Here is a 15342-nt window from a genome sequence, read left to right on the forward strand (position 1 = left end):
GCAGCTCACACTAAAGCATATTGTGGCGGTCAGGATGATCTGACGGGAAATCGTATTTGCAGAGGATGATAATGATTAACGCCACGCGTATTGCCTGGTTTTTACAGATGGTGCTGAACGTAGGCCTGATTTCACTGGCCGGTATTCTGGCCGTTTTTTTAGGAAAAGAGACGTTTCATCTGGCCAACGTGCTGCTGAATACCGGCGAGCAGACCTCTTCGTATCTGCTGATCGAAGGGATTGTGATCTACTTTCTGTACTTTGAATTTATTGCGCTGATTGTGAAGTACTTCCAGTCCGGCTACCACTTCCCGCTGCGCTACTTTGTGTATATCGGCATCACGGCTATTATCCGCCTGATCATCGTCGATCATAAGAATCCGCTCGACACGCTGGCCTATTCTGTCGCGATCCTGATCCTGGTGGTGACGCTGTGGCTGGCGAACAGCAACCGCCTGAAACGCGAATAGGCAGGAAGACGCTTTGTGGGCTGACGAAGCGGCAGCTTTTCGCCCAAGGGCAGAAACAAAAAAACCGCCTTTAACGGCGGTTTTTTTGCGCTGGCCAGGTAAGCGGCCTTGCCAGCAGGTTGATTGCTGATTTAACGCAAGCACTCCCAAGTGCTCATAGAATGTCCTTTTGAAGAATGTCTGTCAAGTGTACAAACTGCTTGTTTAGCGTACAATGCGGGCGGGCCTTTTCGCCGTCTTAAGCAAGCGGGCACCGGATTGGGAAAAGGATTTCCAACGGCCGTAAACGCAAGTACTCCCAAGTGCTTGCATTCGCAGTTACATCTCCGGTGGTGGCATTGCGAAGCGGCCTTTAGCAGGGCCGCACAATGAAACGGTATCTTTGTATCGTGCTCGTTGTTTCTGGTGCGCTGTGGTCATCCGGAGAAGGGAAGTGGGAGCTGTCCCATAATTCCATCACGGTGATCGTTAACGCAGCAGGCAAGTAAGCCAGGAGGCCGTCCTACCGGGGCGGCTTTCCGCTTCGCTATCCTGTTAAAATTCTGTTTAACGCCTTTTGCCTTGTGCTACGCTAGCCCCATTTTACTGTCCGGAGAAGCGCAATGACCAACCGCGCGCTGACGCAGCTGCACGCTATCGAATGGCTTCCACTCTCTTCGCCCCAGCTGACGCCGTCGCTGCTTGACTGGCTGATGGAAGAAGATTCCATGACCCGCCGCTTTGAACGCCACTGCGAAAAAGTTACCGTTGAGATCCTGCGCGAGGGCTTTATCGGGGCGGAAGAGGCCGGCGCGGATGCGCTGCTGCTGCCTGAAGAGCCGCGCTACTGGCTGCGGGAAATCCTGCTGTGCGGCGATGGCGAAGCCTGGCTGGCGGCCCGCACCATCCTGCCGGAATCCACGCTACAAGGGCCGGAGCAGAAGCTGCAACAGCTTGGCAGCCAGCCGCTGGGGCGCTATCTTTTCGCCTCGTCGACGCTCAGCCGCGATTTTATCGAACCGGGACGCAGCCACGACCTGTGGGGTCGCCGCTCGCTGCTGCGCCTTTCCGGCAAGCCGCTGCTGCTGACCGAACTGTTTTTACCGCCTGCGCCGCTTTATCACGCCGTTCAGGCCGAAAGGAAGAAGTAGATGGAAAAATCTTTACCTGTCAGTAAGCTTCAGGCCTACAGTCGCCTGATGCGGATTGATAAGCCAATCGGCTCGCTGCTGCTGCTGTGGCCGACTTTCTGGGCGCTATGGCTGGCCGGGCTGCGCGTGCCGCCGCTCAACGTGCTGGTGGTGTTTACGCTGGGCGTCTTTTTTATGCGCGCGGCGGGCTGTGTGGTTAACGACTTTGCCGATCGCAAGATAGACGGACACGTCAAACGCACGCGATCGCGGCCGCTACCGAGCGGCGCAGTCACCTCGACGGAGGCGAAATTTTTGTTTGGCGGTCTGGTGCTGGTGTCGTTTTGCCTGGTGCTGACCATGAATCTGATGACCATCCTGCTCTCTTTTGGCGGCCTGGCGCTGGCGTGGATCTATCCGTTTATGAAGCGCTACACCCATCTGCCGCAGGTGGTGCTGGGCGCGGCGTTTGGCTGGGCCATTCCGATGGGCTGGGCGGCGGTCAGCGAAACGGTGCCGCTGGCCTGCTGGCTGCTGTTTTTCGCCAATATTTGTTGGACGGTCGCTTACGACACGCAGTATGCGATGGTGGACAGGGATGACGATTTAAAAATCGGCGTCAAATCCACCGCCATCCTGTTTGGCCGTTTTGATAAGCTGATTATCGGCCTGTTGCAGCTGGCCACGCTGGGGCTGATGGCCGCCATCGGCTGGCTGATGCAGCTGGGTACGCCTTTTTACTGCTCGCTGCTGGCGGCGGCGACGCTGTTTATTTATCAGCAAAAGCTGATTAGCGCTCGCGAACGTGATGCCTGTTTTCGTGGCTTTCTGAATAACAACTATGTGGGGCTGATCCTGTTTGTCGGCATCGCTTTGAGCTGTGCGCCGTTTTCTGGCTGATCGACAGCCAATAAAAAAGGCCGGTGTGATGCTCACGCCGGCCTTTTTTTTATCTCTTACCTACTCGTATGTCAGCGCGCTTTCAATGGTCATCCGCACTTCCTGGCTGATCAGATCGGCCAGCAGCTGATAGACCTTATGCGTTCTTTCATAGTGCGCATCGCCGGTATCGCTGATATAGCCTTCATCACGCAGCGTCAGCACCAGCGTCGAGAACACCGCCTTATCGAAGAATTCCGGCGCATTGATGCCGTGCAGCACCGACAGGCGCTGCGCCATGGTGCGGCTCTCTTTCTCCAGCGTACCGCGGTTGATCGACGGATTGGCGCTGAGGATAGAAAAGGTGATGGCGTAGCGCTGTAGCGTCTCCCGCACACCGGCCGCCAGCAGCTGTAGCGTATGGAAACGGGCAGGGCTGAGGCGTAGCGTTTGCGTCTGCTCGTCGGCGGTCAACAAACCCTGACGCGCCATTTCGCTGACCAGCGGATCCAGCACGCCCGGCAGCTCGTCTTTTTCCCAGTGCAGGAACAGCTCGCTTTTCAGCATAGGATAGATCACGCTGACCTGGCGCAGCAGCTCGGCGCGCGTCAGCTCCTGATGCTGCATCAAAATTACCGCAATCACCGACGGCATCACCAGCATGTGGTGAACGTTGTTGCGGTAATAGGTCATCAGCACCGCCTGCTCGCGCGGCAGCACGATGATCTCGCCGATATTATCCTGCTCGATCTCGAACTTGTTCATGCTGAGCGCATGATCCAGGAGCGCTTCCGGCGTCATGTCCGGCACGGTGGCGTCCGGCGAATAAGGCACGTTGCGCAGCAGCTGAATATAGCAGTCCAGCTGTTCCACCAGCTGCTCACGGGTTAGCGAACGCTGACGGGAAGCCAGCAGCGCGGTAACGCACAGGTTCATGGCGTTGGCCGCGCCCGCGTTATTGATCCGCACCATGACGCGCTGGGCGATATCGTTGACCGCTGGCGTCAGCCAGGCCGGACGCTGGGATTCGATCGGGTCGATAGCGTCGCGCCATTCCGGCACGTGCTTGTTCAGGTAAGCCACCAGCGGCAGCGGTTCACCGAAGTTGACGTAGCCCTGGCCCAGATTGCGCAGCTTGCGCAGCCCGCGCACCATCTGCATAAAGCCTTCTTTTTCTTTGGTCGCGCCGCGCAGCTCTTTGGCATAGGTGCCAACTTCCATGACGTGCTCGTAGCCGATGTAAATCGGCACCAGCGTAATCGGGCGGTTGCCGCCGCGCAGCATCGCCTGAATGGTCATCGACAGCGTGCCGGTTTTTGGATCGAGCAGGCGTCCGGTTCGGGAACGGCCGCCTTCCACAAAGTACTCCACGGAATAGCCACGGGTGAACAGCTCGCCCAGGTATTCGCGGAAAACGGTGGAGTAGAGCTTGTTGCCCTTAAACGTGCGGCGAATAAAGAACGCGCCCAGGCGACGGAAAATCGGGCCGGCCGGCCAGAAGTTCAGGTTGATGCCCGCAGCGATATGCGGCGGCACCAGGCCCTGGTGATAAAGCACGTAGGAGAGCAGCAGGTAATCCATATGGCTGCGGTGGCACGGCACGTAAACGATTTCATGGCCGTCCTGCGCCAGCTGACGCACGCGCTCGCCGCCGTTGACGTTGATGCCCTGATAGAGCTTGCTCCACGTCCAGCCCATGATCCTGTCGGTCAGACGGATTGCCTCGTAGGAGAAATCTGCGGCAACTTCTTCCATCAGCTCAATGGCGTTCTGCTGCGCCTTCTCATGGGAGATTTTCTTGCTGCGCGCTTCGTCCTCTACGGCCTTGGCGATAGCCTTGGACTGTAAGAGCTTGTTGAACAGATCCTGACGCACAGGCAGACGCGGGCCGACTGCGGCAAGGCGCTGACGGGCAAAGTGCATTCTGGCCACGCGCGCCAGCTTCTGGGCGATGGTTTTATCGGTGCCGTGCTCGGTTGCCATACGGCGCAGCGACACCATCGGCGAGAAACGCACAAAGCTGTCGCGGCCCAGCCACAGGACGGCGATAAATTTCTGAATGCCGTTCAGCACGCGCAGATGCGGCTGGCTTTCGCCCTGAACTTCACGCCCCGGCGCCCGACCAAACATAATCGAGACGGGCACCATCTGCACGTCCAGCAGCGGGTTGCTGCGATGGAGATCCAGATAGTCGTGAAACGTCTTTACGGATTCCGGATTGGCCGCGTAATAAGGAAATACGCGCGGGCCATCATGAATAAAGACGTAGCGGGGCAGCAGCGTGCCGTCGATCTCCAGCGGGTCTAAAGGATCGGGCAGATCCTCTTTGCGACACTGCTCACGCAGCGCCAGCAAATCGGCCTTTGAATCGTATGGCAGCACATACATAATAGGACGCGACGTATCCAGCCCCAGCTCAACGACCGGCTCGGCAGGGATCGCTTTACTTTTTACCAGCATTTTTACCGGTAAATTCAATAATTTGTAATATAAGTTACGCCAACCTGACATAGACAACATAAAGCCTCTTGTTAGCAAAGCGCCGCAAGCATACCAGAATCCTTGCATGAGATCTGTGGTGTTGCAAAATGTGCGCTACCCTGACATTGACGCTAAACAGAACAAAGGGTTCCCTGATTATGGCAAATAACGCCTCGGGTTTAACGCGGATCATTAAAGCTGCGGGGTATTCCTGGAAAGGATTACGGGCGGCCTGGCAACACGAGGCGGCTTTCCGCCAGGAAGTGGTTGCGGCGGTAGTGGCGATTATTATCGCCTGCTGGCTGGACGTGACGCCTTTGGCCAGAGTCATGCTGATTGGCTCCGTCGCGCTGGTGGTGATTGTGGAAATCCTCAACAGCGCGATAGAAGCCGTGGTCGACAGGCTGGGCAATGAGTTCCACGAGCTTTCCGGGCGCGCCAAAGATATGGGCTCAGCTGCCGTGCTGTTAGCTATTCTGTTAGCGGTTTTTGTCTGGCTGACGATTCTGCTTTCTCACCAGCCGCCGGGCTAAATAGCTATCACCATGGTTTTTTATCCGGCTTGAGGTTTTCATTGACGAAATACCTGTATATACTCACAGTCGACTGTATAAACAACCAGGGGGCGGGATGAAAGCACTAACGGCAAGGCAGCAGCAGGTCTATGACCTGATTCGCCAGCATATTAACCAGACCGGCATGCCGCCGACGCGGGCAGAGATTGCCGCTCAGCTCGGCTTCCGCTCCCCGAATGCGGCTGAAGAACACCTGAAGGCGCTGGCGCGTAAAGGCGTTATCGAGATCGTTTCCGGCGCATCACGCGGTATCCGCCTGATGATGGAAGAAGTCGATGGCCTGCCGCTGATTGGCCGCGTGGCGGCAGGCGAACCGCTGCTGGCGGAACAGCATATCGAAGGCCATTACCAGGTCGATCCCGATCTGTTTAAGCCGGGCGCGGATTTCCTGCTGCGCGTTAGCGGCATGTCGATGAAGGATATCGGCATTATGGATGGCGACCTGCTGGCGGTTCATAAAACCCAGGACGTGCGCAATGGCCAGGTCGTGGTAGCGCGTATTGATGATGAAGTCACCGTCAAGCGCCTGAAAAAGCAGGGCAACATTGTGCAGCTGCTGCCGGAAAACAGCGAGTTCCAGCCGATTGTGGTGGATCTGCGTGAGCATACCTTCTCTATCGAAGGGCTTGCCGTCGGCGTGATCCGCAACGGTAGCTGGCTGTAATAGCCAGACGCCGTGCCGCCTCTGCGTCGTTGCGATGACGCAGAGGCTTGCTTCTACCGGCGGGCGTATCGCCTACGGCTTTTATTTCGCACCTCTCATATTGTCTGAATCCTTCTGCTGTATGCCCCTGCCATATTGTCTGACCGCACCTACGGTTGTTGTCTGCCCCTGCCATATTGTCTGAACGTGCCTGAATGTCTTCTGTGGAGCGCAAGCCATCGTAGTTCTGTCCGACATATATCGATGCCCGCTCCTGTTCGTATTTAGCGTTTATTATCTTTTCGTATCCCACGATGATATTTACTGCCTGTTGGTATTCCGCATTGGCGTTTATTGTGTGTTGGCATTCCGTATGGGCAGTTACTCTCTGTTTGCATCCGTCTTTTCCTGAACCCCGCCGATCGAACCGGCAAAATCGCCTCAGCGCTTCTGTTCTCCCGCTTCTTAAGTATCCGAGCCCGCGCGATTTTTGCTGCCCGGCCCGTGCCGCTTCGCTTTTTTTTAGAAAAATACGCCGCCTCGCCGTGCAAACCTGCCATCTTCTACTACAATTATCTGTACGTTAGGCATTTGGGCAGCGTTTTATGTTGCTGTCAGTGGTTTTGCTGTAACGATAAGCTGTTATCACCTAAGGTTAAGGAGAAACAAGATGAATAAAGACGAAGCCGGCGGTAACTGGAAACAGTTAAAAGGTAAATTTAAAGAAAAATGGGGCAAGCTGACCGATGACGACATGACCGTCGTAGAAGGTAAACGCGATCAGCTGGTCGGTAAAATTCAGGAACGTTATGGCTACACCAAAGACCAGGCTGAGAAAGAGCTGGGCGACTGGGAAACCAGCAACAACCATCGTTTCTGATAAGATAGCCTCCGGAAAGGCTGACTGGCACTGCCAGGGCCGACTCTCCGGATAGCCTTCTAAAGCAAGGGCAGCGCTTCTGGCGCTGCCCTTGTTGTTTTGTCTGGCGCGATCCCGCCGCTTAAATTATTCTGATGGTTGACCGTTTCAACGACCGCGCTTTTTTGTCCCAAGCGTATGATCGTGCTGGCACGCATCCTGATGCTGGCAGGCTTCCACCTCAACGCAGCTTTGGCACAATCCGTGCGCTTCAATCACGCTGTTGGTCAGCGCAAAGCCCGCTGCCCGCGACAGGGACTTCAGAATATCCTGCACGCCTTCCGCATGTTGCTCCGCTACGCCGCCGCAGCGGTCGCAGATCAGCATCGCCGAGGTATGCGCAGGCTCTTCGAAATGATGGCAGACGACATAGCTGTTGGTGGACTCCACGCGATGCACGAATCCCTGCTCCAGCAGAAAGTCCAATGCCCGATAGATAGTGGGCGGTTTGGCCTGCGGTTCGCTGGCGCGCAGCAGGTCCAGCAGGTCGTACGCGCTGATCGCGCCGTGGTGCTGGCTCATCAGCCGCAGCACCTCCAGACGCTGAGGCGTCAGCCTGACGTTGCGCTGCTGACAGATAGCTTCCGCCTGCGACAGAATATTTTCAGGACTGTTAATGTTCATAGATCTCCCCAGGCTGGCTTAGCACGTTATATTATCACAGCGCCGATAAAAACGCCGCGCTTCCGGCTTCCCGCCTGAGCGTCTCCCTTCATCGCTATGCCCGCAAAAAATTTCAGTCAAATCCGAAGAGCGGAAGCTCACCTTTGTCATCAACTGCGTTGTACCATTCATTACTAAAGAAGACCGTCAATAACGGTTGCACTCTGAAATGTTTTGGCTACATTTACTTAAATATTTGTAAACCTTTCCACAGCAGACGTTGAAAACACGGCTTATTTTCAAGCCAGCTAGCAGATTAAAAGCCGTGCAATGAGCAGAAAAGCCCCGGTAATTTGACTTAGTTCAGGCTAATGACTTAGCGCCGTTCGGCCCATTATACGGACAATCACACTTGTCGCGCTTCAGGCGCTGTCTCCTTTGTTGAAGGGTTAGAAGTAAATGGTCAAAAAATTTAAGCTGAACAGATTCACCCGACCGGTTGTATTTCCCGTGCTGTTTCTGGCTCCGCTAAGCGCTCTGGCCGCTGGCAACTACTACGACGCTCGCAACGATGCGATGGGTGGCACGGGCGTAGCCTCTTCAACCTATGGCACGGCGGTGCTGGCTAACCCGGCGCTGATGACGAAAGCCCAGCCGGAAGACGATGTCAGTATTATTCTTCCGGCCGCTGGCGCGCAGCTGACGGATAAGCACAAGCTCATCGATAAAGTGGATGACCTGAGCGACAGCGTTGATCGCTATCAGGACATTGCAGAGCAGGCTCCCATCAGCCCGATCACGAATTATCCACGCGTGCGGGCGGCGGCCGGCGATCTGGCGAGCCAGCTGCGCGGCATCAAGGGCAACAAAGCCTGGGCTACGGCAGGCGCGGCCGTGGCGGTGACCGTGCCGAACGAAGTGCTGCCTTTTGCCTTTGTGGCGAAAGCTTACGGTACGGCGCACGTGACGGCGAACGTCAGCCAGGGCGATATCGACTATTTGCAGCGCATTGCCGACGGCACCGATTTTCCACGGCCGGGCGCGCAGGACTCGCTGACCTCGTCAGCGCTGGGACGCGGCGCCATAGTTTATGACTACGGCGTTGCCGTGGCGCATGAGTTCAATATTGCCGGTCATCCGGTTTCGTTTGGCATCACGCCGAAGATCCAGAAGACTTATCTCTATAACTATAGCGCCTCCGTTTATAACTACGACAAGTCGGATTTCACCAAAGGGCGCTATAAAAATTCCAATACCGGTTTCAACATGGATGCCGGTGCGGCGACCGATCTGAACGATAACTGGACGCTGGGCGTCAGCGCGCAGAACCTGATTGCCCGCGATATCGATACCCGCGAAGTGAACGGCTACAAGGATACTTACCAGATCCGCCCGGTAGTGACGCCTGGCGTCTCTTATCATACCGAGCGGCTGACGGCGGCGCTGGATGTGGACGCCACGCCGACCAAACGGTTTAAAACGGTGGAAGACAGCCAGTATGCAGGCGTGGGCGCGGAGTATCGCGTACTGGACTGGCTGCAGCTGCGTGCAGGTTATCGTGCGGATATGAAGTCTAACGATACCAACGTGGTCACCGCCGGTTTTGGCGTGTCGCCGTTTAACAAGGTACATCTGGACCTGGCCGGAATGCGGGGCAATGACAATACCTGGGGCGCGGTAGCCCAGCTTAACTTCACGTTCTGATTTCTCTCAGGGGCGCATCACCGTGCGCCCTTACAGCCCGTTTAGCGATTGCGGGCAGTCATGCTATCATTGCGCACATTATCGTCATTTGTTAATCAGAGTCTTTGCGCTTTATGACCCAAAATTTACCTGCCCACCGTTTTTCCGTTGCGCCAATGCTGGACTGGACCGACCGCCACTGCCGCTACTTTCACCGTCAGCTGAGCCGTCAGGCGTTGCTTTACACCGAGATGGTCACCACCGGCGCCATTATTCATGGCAAAGGCGACTATCTGGCCTGGAACCAGCAGGAGCAGCCGGTCGCCCTGCAGCTTGGCGGTAGCGATCCGCTTGCGCTGGCGCAATGTGCCGAACTGGCGCAGGCTCGCGGCTATAACGAGATCAACCTGAACGTCGGTTGTCCTTCCGACCGCGTGCAGAACGGACGCTTCGGCGCCTGCCTGATGGGAGAAGCCGCGCTGGTGGCAGACGCGGTGAAGGCCATGCGCGATCGCGTGTCGATTCCGGTCACGGTAAAAACCCGTATCGGCATTGATGAGCAGGACAGCTATGAGTTTCTCTGCGATTTTATCCGTCAGGTATCGGAACAGGGCGGCTGCGACATGTTTATTATCCATGCGCGTAAAGCCTGGCTTTCCGGCCTCAGCCCGAAAGAGAACCGCGAGATCCCGCCGCTGGACTACGAGCGCGTTTATCAACTGAAACGTGATTTTCCGCATTTGACGCTGTCGATTAACGGCGGCATCAAGTCGCTGGCGGAAGCCAAAGCGCATTTGCAGCATGTGGATGGCGTGATGGTAGGCCGCGAAGCCTATCAAAATCCGGGAATGCTGGCAGAGGTTGATCGGGAGCTGTTTGGCTGCGATCGTCCTGCGGTCGATCCGGTGGCGGTGGTGCGCTCAATGTACCCTTATATTGAAAGCGAACTGGCGCAGGGAACTTACCTGGGCCATATCACTCGCCATATGCTGGGGCTGTTTCAGGGGATCCCTGGCGCACGCCAGTGGCGTCGTTATCTGAGTGAAAATGCCCACAAGCCGGGTGCGAACGTAGAGACGCTGGAAGCCGCGCTGGCGCTGGTGGCCGACAAGGTACCGACAGCGGTATAAGCCGTCGGGCCAAAGGCGCTATCAGTAAGCGGCGGCCGGCAGAAATCCTCGAATGACCGCCTGTAAAGCACGGCCTGCTGCTGGCTCGCTATTACCTGGTCAATATCGCGCCAGGTAATAGCGATATTGACCAGGCCCTCCGTGCGGTTCTTTTATCCTTTCTCATTAAATTCAAAGCTTTAGATGAACTGCATTTCTGGCACGGATCTTGTAATAGTGCTACAGCATCTTTAACGGGAGGAACGCTGATGGAAATCTTTTTCGTGCTTGGCTTTTTTGTCATGCTGCTGCTGACGGGCGTTTCGCTGCTGGGGATTATCCTGGCGCTGTTTGTCGCCAGCGTAGTGATGATGTTCGCCGGTTTGCTGATGGTGGTCATTAAAATGCTGCCTTGGCTGGCGCTGGCGGTCGCTGCGGTATGGATTTATCGCGCATACCGTAAACCGCCGTCAAAAACAGCACGCTGGATATCTCGCTAATTTCAGAGCGTTGACGCCAGGTTTGCAAAAGGTAATGCGGAGTCGATCACAACCTGGCAGATCGCACAGACAAATTTGCAATTAAACATATTTTTTACTTATGAATTCTGTCAGGATGATTTTACTGAATTGCCGAAATTCATCGCCGCTGACCCTACAACCAGCGCGAACTATAAAAAAGAAAAAGGGGCTTCCTACGGGAAGCCCCACTTATTTCTGACAGGCCTGGCGCGTTTGCCGTCAGGGGATCAGCAGGCAGGAGCCTTGAGTGGCACGGCTTTGCAATGTTTTATGCGCCTGCTGCGCGTCCGTTAACGCAAACTTCTGCTGTTCCGGCACCTCTACCTTAATCGCACCGCTGGCTATCAGCGAAAACAGCTCGTTGCTGGCCTGCGTCAGCGCATCGGCGTTGGTGATATAGCCGTTAAGAGAAGGGCGGGTCACGTACAGCGATCCTTTCTGGGTGAGCGTCGATAAATTCACCCCGGTCACCGGCCCGGAGGCGTTGCCGAAGCTGACCATCAGGCCGCGCCGCTGCAGGCAGTCCAGCGAGGCTTCCCAGGTATCCTTGCCTACCGAGTCGTACACCACGCGCACTTTCTTGCCGTTGGTCAGTTCCAGCACGCGCTTTGCCACATCTTCTTCGCGATAGTTAATGGTTTCCCAGGCGCCGGCCTCTTTGGCTCTTGCCGCTTTTTCCGCCGAGCCGACGGTGCCGATCAGATGCGCGCCCAGCGCTTTCGCCCACTGGCAGGCGATCAGCCCTACGCCGCCCGCCGCCGCCTGAAACAGAAAGGTTTCGTCCGGCTGTACCACGTAGGTCTGCCGCAGCAGGTAATGCACGGTCAGCCCTTTCAGAAACGAGGCCGCCGCCTGCTCAAAAGAGATGGCGTCCGGCAGCAGCGCCAGCTTGTCAGCCGCAACGGCATGATATTCGCTGTAGGCGCCCAGCGCCGACTGCGCATAAACCACGCGATCGCCAACCTTAACCGTAGTCACGCCTTCGCCCACGCTCTTTACCACGCCAGCCGCTTCCGTTCCCAGGCCAGAAGGCAGCGAAGCCGGATAAAGCCCGCTGCGCACGTAGGTATCAATGTAGTTAATGCCTATCGCTTTGTTCTCAACCACAACCTCGTCAGCGGCCGGTTCCGGGATGGCCGCATCGATAATCTGCATCACTTCCGGGCCGCCGTGCTGACTGATTTGTATGCGTTTTGGCATGGTCACTCCTGTTGATTGCGCGTGATTGATGGAGGACGAAAGGCCGTCAAACGGGTATACTGGCGCGTCCCCACACAAGGTATTACATCACTATGGCAGGAAATAAACCCACCAACAAATCCAATGAAAACCGTGAGCCGCGCGACCGGCAAATGGAAGGGCTGAAGCTGCCGCCCCATTCGCTGGAAGCGGAGCAGTCCGTGTTGGGCGGCCTGATGCTGGATAACGAGCGCTGGGATAACGTCTCTGAGCGCGTGGTGGCGCAGGACTTCTTTAGTCGTCCGCATCGCATGATCTTCAGCGAAATGCAGCGGCTGCTGGAAATGGGCAAGCCAATCGATCTGATCACGCTTTCCGAGTCGCTGGAAACCAAAGGTGAACTCAGCATGGTCGGCGGCTTCGCTTACCTGGCTGAATTATCGAAAAATACGCCAAGTGCGGCGAACATAGGCGCCTATGCCGACATCGTACGCGAACGAGCGGTGGTACGCGAAATGATCGCGGTGGCAAACGAGATCGCCGATGCCGGTTACGATCCGCAAGGCCGCACCAGCGAAGATCTGCTCGATCTGGCGGAATCCCGCGTTTTCCAGATCGCCGAAAATCGCGCCAACAAGGATGAAGGGCCGAAAAGCGTCGATCAGATCCTGGAAGCGACGATCTCCAGGATCGAATCGCTTTACCAAACGCCGCATGATGGCGTAACCGGCGTTGACACCGGCTATCAGGATCTTAATAAGAAGACCGCAGGTCTCCAGCGCTCGGATTTGATTATCGTGGCGGCGCGTCCGTCGATGGGTAAAACCACGTTTGCCATGAACCTCTGCGAAAACGCGGCGATGTTGCAGGATAAACCGGTATTGATCTTCAGCCTGGAAATGCCCGGCGAACAGCTGATGATGCGTATGCTGGCCTCCCTTTCCCGCGTTGACCAGACCCGTATTCGTACCGGCCAGCTGGATGACGAAGACTGGGCGCGTATTTCCAGCACGATGGGCATCCTGCTGGAGAAGAAGAACATGTTTATCGATGACTCTTCCGGCCTGACGCCAACGGAAGTGCGCTCGCGCGCGCGACGTATTTTCCGTGAGCACGGCGGGTTAAGCCTGATTATGATCGACTACCTGCAGCTGATGCGCGTCCCGGCGCTGTCCGATAACCGTACGCTGGAGATTGCCGAGATTTCCCGCTCGCTGAAGGCGCTGGCAAAAGAGCTGCAGGTGCCGGTCGTGGCGCTGTCGCAGCTTAACCGTTCTCTTGAACAGCGTGCCGATAAGCGTCCCGTTAACTCCGATCTGCGTGAGTCCGGCTCCATCGAGCAGGATGCCGACCTGATCATGTTTATCTATCGTGACGAGGTTTACCACGAAAACAGCGATCTGAAAGGCATTGCGGAAATCATTCTGGGCAAGCAGCGTAACGGCCCTATCGGCACGGTGCGCCTGACCTTTAACGGCCAGTGGTCGCGCTTTGATAACTACGCCGGCCCGCAGTACGACGACGAATAAGCTCTTCTTTCTTTGCCTCTTCCGGTAGCGGCCGTTATTGGAAGAGGGTTTTCATTGCCTTCAGGCATATCAATACGCTAACCCTTTATTCTCTCCTGCTGTTCTTCTCGTAATTTTTTTGAATATTAATCTCTGACAAGAAAGCCATTACCAATAAGCGTGCGTTTACCCGGCAGCGGTTTTTCCCTTAGGAAAATAGTATTGGACAACGAGGCGGGAACTGCGCTTACCTGTCCGGCAGGAAAAATAATTAGCCGCCGGATAAATGATGACCCAGATCGATGATTATGACTTCAAAATACTGACGCTGCTGGAAAGCAATGGCCGCCTGACTAACCAGGAGCTGAGCGATCTGGTCGGGCTTTCCGCTTCGCAGTGCTCCCGCCGCCGCATCAACCTTGAGCAGGCGGGGCTGATCCTCGGCTATCACGCACGGCTTTCAGCTAATGCGGTAGGGCTGGGCCTGATCGGCCTGATTGAAGTCCGCCTGATTAACCACACCGCTGAATACGTGGACAGCTTTACCCGCATGGTGGCTGAAGAAACGGCTATCGTCGATGCCTGGAAAACCACCGGCGACGCCGACTATCTGCTAAAGGTCGCCGTCGCCGATTTGCCCGCGTTGAGCGCGCTGATTAGCCAGCTGGTGGCGGGACATCGAAGCGTGTCGCATGTTAAGACCTCTGTCGTGCTCACCCGCCTGAAAGAAAACGGCATGATGACGCCTGGCTGACCAATAGCCCTTTTTTGGTGCAGATGTGGATCAATTTAGTGCATGGTCAGGGTATGCCATGCGAGATATAAGCGTGTTTCCTCTTATTCATGCATATATTGCTGCTTTTACCCCGTAAATGCGCACAAGGTTAATTCTTTCCAGTCAATCACTTGTCTCGCCATCACCCGAATGGCAAAAGAGTGGTGCGATTCTTGCTGAGTCAGCGTTTATTTCTCAGAGAATCAACCTTATGGATAACGTCGTTCAGCCTGTTAAAGTCCCCCATACCTTTATCGAAGATGCGCTGGCGCTGCTGTTTGGAACGCTGATGGTCTCGTTTGGCGTAATGCTGTTAAAAAGCGCGGGTGCCCTGACCGGCAGCACCGCAGGTATCGCTTTTCTGCTTAGCTATCTGACGCACGCTTCTTTCGGCCTCGCTTTTTTCCTGATCAACCTGCCTTTTTACTGGCTGGCGGTTAAGCGCATGGGCTGGGCGTTTACCCTTAAAACCTTCAGCGCCGTCGGCCTGGTGTCGCTGTTTACCCATCTGCATACGCTTTTTATCCATTTTTCCGCGCTGGATCCCTTTTACGCCACGCTGTTCGGTAACGTCATTATGGGGATTGGGTTTATAGTACTGTTCCGCCATAAGGCCAGCCTGGGCGGCGTGAATATTCTGGCGTTATGGCTACAGGATCGTTACGGTATCCGTGCCGGAAAATTACAGATGGCGGTCGATACCTGCGTGGTACTGGCCTCGCTGTTTGTGGTGCCGTTGCCGATGCTGGCGGCCTCGGTTGCGGGCGCGGCGATCCTTAACCTGATTATCGCCATGAACCACCGCCCTGGCCGTTACGCTGTCTGAACCAGGCGCGGCGCCCTTCGTCGCGCAAGGCCGCGAGCGCCACAGCGTCCGACCAACTAATT

Annotated in this window: 15 protein-coding genes; 12 read left to right on the forward strand and 3 right to left on the reverse strand. The window is 55.9% G+C overall.

Going from position 1 to position 15342, the window contains the following annotated elements; translation table 11 throughout:
- Nucleotides 1-71: 71 nt before the first annotated feature.
- The 3 genes from psiE (at nt 72) to ubiA (ending at nt 2479) form a co-directional block, all read left to right on the forward strand.
- A complete protein-coding gene (gene psiE, locus AB6T85_RS06265; RefSeq protein WP_253456218.1) occupies nt 72-470 on the forward strand; it encodes a phosphate-starvation-inducible protein PsiE in 399 nt (132 codons plus the stop codon).
- Between the two features lie 602 nt (nt 471-1072).
- Nucleotides 1073-1600 carry a chorismate lyase gene (gene ubiC / locus AB6T85_RS06270; RefSeq protein ID WP_253456214.1) on the forward strand — a complete coding sequence of 176 codons (528 nt, stop codon included), beginning with the start codon at nt 1073-1075 and terminating at the stop codon, nt 1598-1600.
- Nucleotides 1601-2479: a 4-hydroxybenzoate octaprenyltransferase gene (ubiA, locus tag AB6T85_RS06275; protein WP_301252090.1), complete on the forward strand. Its 879-nt coding sequence runs from the start codon at nt 1601-1603 to the stop codon at nt 2477-2479. It abuts the gene before it with no gap.
- A gap of 60 nt (nt 2480-2539) precedes the next feature.
- On the opposite strand, the gene plsB is transcribed toward ubiA, so the two are convergent.
- Nucleotides 2540-4969 (reverse strand): glycerol-3-phosphate 1-O-acyltransferase PlsB, encoded by a 2430-nt coding sequence (plsB, locus tag AB6T85_RS06280; RefSeq protein ID WP_253461154.1) that lies wholly within the window; start codon nt 4967-4969, stop codon nt 2540-2542.
- A 128-nt stretch (nt 4970-5097) separates the two neighbouring features.
- On the opposite strand from plsB, the gene AB6T85_RS06285 reads away from it, so the two are divergent.
- The 3 genes from AB6T85_RS06285 to AB6T85_RS06295 all read left to right on the forward strand — a co-directional run bounded on the left by AB6T85_RS06285 (nt 5098) and on the right by AB6T85_RS06295 (nt 7037).
- Nucleotides 5098-5472, forward strand: a complete 375-nt coding sequence (locus AB6T85_RS06285) for a diacylglycerol kinase (protein ID WP_301252092.1) — start codon at nt 5098-5100, stop codon at nt 5470-5472.
- A gap of 97 nt (nt 5473-5569) precedes the next feature.
- Entirely contained in the window at nt 5570-6178 is a 609-nt protein-coding gene (gene lexA, locus AB6T85_RS06290) for a transcriptional repressor LexA (protein WP_253456205.1), read from the forward strand.
- A gap of 649 nt (nt 6179-6827) precedes the next feature.
- Nucleotides 6828-7037 carry a CsbD family protein gene (locus AB6T85_RS06295; RefSeq protein WP_125290167.1) on the forward strand — a complete coding sequence of 70 codons (210 nt, stop codon included), beginning with the start codon at nt 6828-6830 and terminating at the stop codon, nt 7035-7037.
- Between the two features lie 147 nt (nt 7038-7184).
- Here AB6T85_RS06295 and zur read toward each other — a convergent pair whose 3' ends face one another.
- A complete protein-coding gene (zur, locus tag AB6T85_RS06300; RefSeq protein ID WP_253456203.1) occupies nt 7185-7700 on the reverse strand; it encodes a zinc uptake transcriptional repressor Zur in 516 nt (171 codons plus the stop codon).
- A 438-nt stretch (nt 7701-8138) separates the two neighbouring features.
- On the opposite strand from zur, the gene AB6T85_RS06305 reads away from it, so the two are divergent.
- From AB6T85_RS06305 to pspG, 3 genes are all read left to right on the forward strand, one after another.
- Nucleotides 8139-9383: a conjugal transfer protein TraF gene (locus AB6T85_RS06305; RefSeq protein WP_369895062.1), complete on the forward strand. Its 1245-nt coding sequence runs from the start codon at nt 8139-8141 to the stop codon at nt 9381-9383.
- Nucleotides 9384-9496: 113 nt separating this feature from the next.
- Nucleotides 9497-10492 carry a tRNA dihydrouridine(20/20a) synthase DusA gene (gene dusA / locus AB6T85_RS06310; protein WP_253456197.1) on the forward strand — a complete coding sequence of 332 codons (996 nt, stop codon included), beginning with the start codon at nt 9497-9499 and terminating at the stop codon, nt 10490-10492.
- A gap of 248 nt (nt 10493-10740) precedes the next feature.
- Nucleotides 10741-10971 (forward strand): envelope stress response protein PspG, encoded by a 231-nt coding sequence (pspG, locus tag AB6T85_RS06315; RefSeq protein WP_253456194.1) that lies wholly within the window; start codon nt 10741-10743, stop codon nt 10969-10971.
- Between the two features lie 240 nt (nt 10972-11211).
- Here the strand turns inward: pspG and AB6T85_RS06320 are convergent, their stop codons facing one another.
- Nucleotides 11212-12192 (reverse strand): quinone oxidoreductase, encoded by a 981-nt coding sequence (locus AB6T85_RS06320; protein ID WP_369895063.1) that lies wholly within the window; start codon nt 12190-12192, stop codon nt 11212-11214.
- 92 nt (nt 12193-12284) lie between these two features.
- On the opposite strand from AB6T85_RS06320, the gene dnaB reads away from it, so the two are divergent.
- The 3 genes from dnaB to AB6T85_RS06335 all read left to right on the forward strand — a co-directional run bounded on the left by dnaB (nt 12285) and on the right by AB6T85_RS06335 (nt 15280).
- A complete protein-coding gene (gene dnaB / locus AB6T85_RS06325; protein WP_125290172.1) occupies nt 12285-13700 on the forward strand; it encodes a replicative DNA helicase in 1416 nt (471 codons plus the stop codon).
- Between the two features lie 268 nt (nt 13701-13968).
- Entirely contained in the window at nt 13969-14433 is a 465-nt protein-coding gene (locus tag AB6T85_RS06330) for an Lrp/AsnC family transcriptional regulator (RefSeq protein WP_253456188.1), read from the forward strand.
- 232 nt (nt 14434-14665) lie between these two features.
- Nucleotides 14666-15280 carry a YitT family protein gene (locus AB6T85_RS06335; protein ID WP_125290174.1) on the forward strand — a complete coding sequence of 205 codons (615 nt, stop codon included), beginning with the start codon at nt 14666-14668 and terminating at the stop codon, nt 15278-15280.
- Nucleotides 15281-15342 lie beyond the last annotated feature (62 nt).

It is taken from the genome of Erwinia aeris (genome assembly GCF_041224955.1).
In the GTDB taxonomy this organism is placed as follows: domain Bacteria; phylum Pseudomonadota; class Gammaproteobacteria; order Enterobacterales; family Enterobacteriaceae; genus Erwinia; species Erwinia aeris.

Coding starts and splice junctions, on each gene's coding strand:
- lexA (WP_253456205.1), top strand. CDS start 5,570: ATGAAAGCACTAACGGCAAGGCAGCAGCAGGTCTATGACCTGATTCGC.
- dnaB (WP_125290172.1), top strand. CDS start 12,285: ATGGCAGGAAATAAACCCACCAACAAATCCAATGAAAACCGTGAGCCG.
- AB6T85_RS06285 (WP_301252092.1), top strand. CDS start 5,098: ATGGCAAATAACGCCTCGGGTTTAACGCGGATCATTAAAGCTGCGGGG.
- ubiC (WP_253456214.1), top strand. CDS start 1,073: ATGACCAACCGCGCGCTGACGCAGCTGCACGCTATCGAATGGCTTCCA.
- plsB (WP_253461154.1), bottom strand. CDS start 4,969: ATGTCAGGTTGGCGTAACTTATATTACAAATTATTGAATTTACCGGTA.
- AB6T85_RS06330 (WP_253456188.1), top strand. CDS start 13,969: ATGACCCAGATCGATGATTATGACTTCAAAATACTGACGCTGCTGGAA.
- ubiA (WP_301252090.1), top strand. CDS start 1,601: ATGGAAAAATCTTTACCTGTCAGTAAGCTTCAGGCCTACAGTCGCCTG.
- zur (WP_253456203.1), bottom strand. CDS start 7,700: ATGAACATTAACAGTCCTGAAAATATTCTGTCGCAGGCGGAAGCTATC.
- AB6T85_RS06335 (WP_125290174.1), top strand. CDS start 14,666: ATGGATAACGTCGTTCAGCCTGTTAAAGTCCCCCATACCTTTATCGAA.
- dusA (WP_253456197.1), top strand. CDS start 9,497: ATGACCCAAAATTTACCTGCCCACCGTTTTTCCGTTGCGCCAATGCTG.
- psiE (WP_253456218.1), top strand. CDS start 72: ATGATTAACGCCACGCGTATTGCCTGGTTTTTACAGATGGTGCTGAAC.
- pspG (WP_253456194.1), top strand. CDS start 10,741: ATGGAAATCTTTTTCGTGCTTGGCTTTTTTGTCATGCTGCTGCTGACG.
- AB6T85_RS06305 (WP_369895062.1), top strand. CDS start 8,139: ATGGTCAAAAAATTTAAGCTGAACAGATTCACCCGACCGGTTGTATTT.
- AB6T85_RS06320 (WP_369895063.1), bottom strand. CDS start 12,192: ATGCCAAAACGCATACAAATCAGTCAGCACGGCGGCCCGGAAGTGATG.
- AB6T85_RS06295 (WP_125290167.1), top strand. CDS start 6,828: ATGAATAAAGACGAAGCCGGCGGTAACTGGAAACAGTTAAAAGGTAAA.